Source organism: Winogradskyella aurantia, assembly GCF_002266855.1.
GTDB classification, from domain to species: domain Bacteria; phylum Bacteroidota; class Bacteroidia; order Flavobacteriales; family Flavobacteriaceae; genus Winogradskyella; species Winogradskyella aurantia.
Genome location: NZ_NGJN01000015.1, coordinates 1 through 2648, shown reverse-complemented (window position 1 = coordinate 2648; position 2648 = coordinate 1). Strand labels below are relative to the sequence as shown.

Here is a 2648-nt window from a genome sequence, read left to right as displayed (position 1 = left end):
TAAGAAAATAGCGATATCACGAACTAAATTGCCTTTAGGAATTGTTGGGTCGGGTTTTTGGTGTTTTCAAAGTTGGGGCCTAAGGCTTTGAGTCCCAACCGATGTTGCAATTTGGTTTAGCAGGGCGTTGGGATGGATGTCCAAGGGGCGGGAATTGCGCAGCAATGTAGCGACTTGGTAGAAGCCGCAGGCTTTAAATCCGTCCCAACGGTCTCGGCTATGATTAATTGCGTGGGTTAGCACTTAACTTTGCAAGTACGCACAAAACTGAAAATCCGCGAGGATTTTCAGAAGTAGGCGAGAACAAGCAATTACTTATAGCCATTGTTGTACACCGTTTTTATTGTTTTATATATTGTTTTGTTTTAAAGAAAGTCATCGTGTCGTTAAATGCCTTTTCCGTTTGAAAATCAATCAGCCACATATTTACTTTCAGTTCGTTTAATAGTTCGTATTCCAATTTTACAAACCCATATTTCTCTGAAAAATAGCTTATCAGTTTTGTTGTTCCAATTTCTGATTTAGCAGAACTCTCGATAACAAAACAGTCAATTTCGCCAATTTCAGTTTTGATAGTTTTCTTTTCGGTTATTTTATAATTATAGGTTAGAAGCAATTGACCTTCCCATTTTCCCCACATTTCATTTCCCCAACCTTGTCCGATTTTCATTTGGTCAGTCCATTCCGAACCTATTTTTATAGGCTTTTTAATAAATGGAAAAGGCGCTGTTTCTAAAGAATTGAAAAATCCTTTTCTTATTGGGTGAATCCAAACATTATTTTCGTTTTCAACTGCTCCAGTCGATGATAATGATGCGTAAATTGGTTCCTGTAAATATGAAATTTGAGTTTGATTTCCATTGGTTCTTTCAGAATCAGAAACAGGCTGAACGATTAAGTGTATTTTGTCAACACCAATACTGTCAGATTTAGTTGGCACAAGCTCAAATTCAGAACTTGCAAACATTCCTGTGTTTGTTTTTAACTTACATTTTTGTACGTCTTGTATAATTTCATAGTCATAAACGAAAACATTTCCTGTTTTATAGATTTCATTATTTGAGTCAATATTTTCATTCTCGATTACTACAGAATCGTATTGTTGAGAGAATCCGATTTGGAATAGAATCAGAAATAAAGAGGTCAATTTTAAGTTCATAAATTTCGTTTTGGTAAATGGTGTACAACACAAGGGTTAAACGTAGTTCTGGTACGAGAATGAAAAGATAATAAATTCTAAAACAATAATTAGAGAAGAGGACTTCCTTATACTCTCTAATTATTGGTCATCAATTAGCCTCGCGAGGCGAGGTGTATATTGTAGAATTTATTAGATTGGGAATTCGAGGGCCAGGGCCAAATTACTTTTAACCGACGATGTCGCACGTTTTGGCTCGAAGCCCGCTAAAGGCGATATACTATTGATGCGCTGTTAGTGTAATTTGGTTTAACCCTTGTGATGATAACACATTTACTTTAAGATGCTTTGTCTGCGAAGCAACGCAGATTAAAGTTCGCCTTTGGCGAATGTGTTATCATCGGTTTTGTGTATGATTAGTGGCCTGTTTTAGCACCTAAATTAGCAAATACAAACCGAATATACACGAACGAAGTGAACTGTGCGTAGCAAAAATCCGCGAGACACGAGCACGCAGTGCGAACTGTGCGTAGCAAATTTTCGAAAGTAAGCGAGAACTAGCCATTAATTATACACGGTGTTGTGCTTTCGTTATTTTTCTAAAAGATTTGGTCATTGGTTTAATTCGGCGTTTGAAGTTTCAATTATATCTTTCATTATGACTCTTAGAGATTGAAATTGACCTCTTACAGATAAAGTAAGGAAATAGAAATTATCTGCTCTATTTTCAAATTCAGGATTTTTCAAAAGGTCGGGATCATTTTTGGCAATCGTTGATTTTTGAAGATGTTTGGTTTTTTCGGTTAAGGCATCTAAATTTCTAACAGAGCCATTTTTAGTTATGAATTCTATATATTCTCCTCCATATTCTCCGTATGCCTCATTTGATAATTTCATTTGGTCAAATTCTCTTTCCCATTTAAAAAGTAAAGTTTTTAAGTTGTTATTATTGAGTTTAGATAAAGCTCCAGAATTCTTTAATTCCACCAATACAAAAGAGCTAGGTGACCAATTGGGAGTTACAAATGATTTATTCAAGAGCTGATCAAATTCACTTTCGGTCAAGTTACTGTCCTGAGTTCTCATGACTGTAAGTAATTGATCTAATCCTTCAATAACATTGTTAAAATTACTGATGCTGGAATCTAATTCAATTAAATTCTCGCTAAACTCTTTATTTAAATTCTCTAGAATAACCTGGTTTTCTTGTTTTATAATTCGTTCTTGGTTCCAGTTATTGATGCTTAGCGCAATCAAAATTCCAATAACGACAAGAACAATTTCTCCAATAGCATATTTCAAATATTTTCCAGTTTTGTTTTCCATTAGTAAGTTTTGCCTAATATTTCTAAAGAATTTTATCATTGGTTAGCGGTTTCTGATAATGAAGCACAACACAAGGGTTAAACGTAGTTCTGGTACGAGAATGAAAAGATAATAAATTCTAAAACAATAATTAGAGAAGAGGACTTCCTTATACTCTCTAATTATTGGTCATCAATTAGCCTCG

The 2648-nt window shown here is 34.7% G+C and carries 2 protein-coding genes; both read right to left on the bottom strand.

Features of this window, described 5'->3' with window-relative positions; translation table 11 throughout:
- Positions 1–340: 340 nt before the first annotated feature.
- The gene (locus CA834_RS14520) at positions 341–1159 is read right to left on the bottom strand and encodes a hypothetical protein (protein ID WP_094969444.1); all 819 of its coding nucleotides are present in this window, start codon (positions 1157–1159) and stop codon (positions 341–343) included.
- A gap of 591 nt (positions 1160–1750) precedes the next feature.
- Positions 1751–2464 (bottom strand): DUF6090 family protein, encoded by a 714-nt coding sequence (locus tag CA834_RS14775; protein WP_240507628.1) that lies wholly within the window; start codon positions 2462–2464, stop codon positions 1751–1753.
- Positions 2465–2648: the final 184 nt, after the last annotated feature.

Bases quoted from the DNA above. Each gene is read 5' to 3' on its own strand.
- CA834_RS14520 (WP_094969444.1), bottom strand. From the start codon at position 1,159: ATGAACTTAAAATTGACCTCTTTATTTCTGATTCTATTCCAAATCGGA.
- CA834_RS14775 (WP_240507628.1), bottom strand. From the start codon at position 2,464: ATGGAAAACAAAACTGGAAAATATTTGAAATATGCTATTGGAGAAATT.